General features: G+C 61.0%; 2 protein-coding genes. Both read right to left on the reverse strand.

Translation table 11 applies throughout. The annotated features are described in order from the left end of the window. Window positions 1-582: DDE-type integrase/transposase/recombinase (locus tag HNR28_RS18075; RefSeq protein WP_151025691.1), on the reverse strand; the 582-nt coding region annotated here is incomplete at its 3' end. An 11-nt stretch (window positions 583-593) separates the two neighbouring features. After that, a complete protein-coding gene (locus HNR28_RS18080; RefSeq protein WP_151025690.1) occupies window positions 594-1,082 on the reverse strand; it encodes a transposase in 489 nt (162 codons plus the stop codon). Between the last annotated feature and the right edge of the window lie 68 nt (window positions 1,083-1,150).

Here is a 1,150-nt window from a genome sequence, read left to right on the forward strand (position 1 = left end):
ACGAATATGGTGGCGCAGGCAGGCCTTGCCGATCAAGGCTGCCGCGTGTTCCGCCGATTCGTTGTGATAGATTTCCCAGCCCACGATCATGCGGCTAAAGACATCGAGCACCAGGTACAGCCGGTAGAACTCACCACGCACGGCGGCAGGCAAGAAAGTAATGTCCCAGGACCAGACTTGGCCGGGGGCGGTCGCCATCCAGGCCTGTGGCCTCTCTGGCACGTGGGGTGTCGCCGCACGGCCACGATGATGGACCTGGTCCTGCGCACGCAGCACCCGATAGAAGCTCGATTCGCTGGCAATATAAATGCCCTGATCGGCCAGGCGTGGCACGATCTGACTGGGCGGCAGGCTCTGGTGCTCGGCGCTGTTGCAGATCGCCAAGATCTGCTCTCTCTCCTGGACGCTCAGCGCCTGGGCACTGGCTTGACGGGCAGCGCCCTTGCGCCGATCCGTCAGGGTGTCAGCACCACGCCAACGCCGCAGCGTACGGTCCGTGATGCCCAGCACCGCACAGGCCTTGTGCATCCGTGCGCCGTGGGCCACGGCCTCATCGATCAAAGTAATGGCCATCTGTTTCATCGGCTCAGGGATCAGTCGTCCTCGCCGTTGCCCCAGATGGCCTGGGCTTTTTTTGACAGGGTCAGCAATGCTGCTGCCTCTGCCAGTGCGCGTTCTTTGCGCAGCAACTCCTTTTCCAGCTTGCGGCTTTTCTTACGCTCTGCGGCCAGTTGCGCCTTGTCCGCCGGCGTGCCGGTCGCGTCCATGGCCTCAAAGGCGGTCTTCCAGGCGTCGAGCTGCTCGGGATACAGACCGTGTTCCCGACAGTATGCCGAGCGCTCGGCTTCATTCATCGACGCCGTCTGGATCACCGCAGCCAACTTGGCGCGGGCATCCCAGCGATCTGGAGCGGAAGGTTTGGCAGGCACAACAAATCCTCGGGTCTGGAACTGCTTTTTCCAAGCATACAAGGTCGGCCCTGAGATTCCTGTTTCACGGCTCAGATGGGCAACGCTCTGGTTGTGCGGCGGCATCATCTTCCTGACGACCTGTTCCTTGAGTTCCTGGCTATAGGTGGACATGAATTCATTCCGATCGCTCCCTCAACTTCTGTTTTCAGAGGACCGGACATCTATTGTGACCGAGGGGG

The sequence above is a fragment of the Castellaniella defragrans genome, from assembly GCF_014203015.1.
In the GTDB taxonomy this organism is placed as follows: Bacteria; Pseudomonadota; Gammaproteobacteria; order Burkholderiales; family Burkholderiaceae_B; genus Castellaniella; species Castellaniella defragrans.

Coding starts and splice junctions, on each gene's coding strand:
- HNR28_RS18080 (WP_151025690.1), bottom strand. CDS start 1,082: ATGTCCACCTATAGCCAGGAACTCAAGGAACAGGTCGTCAGGAAGATG.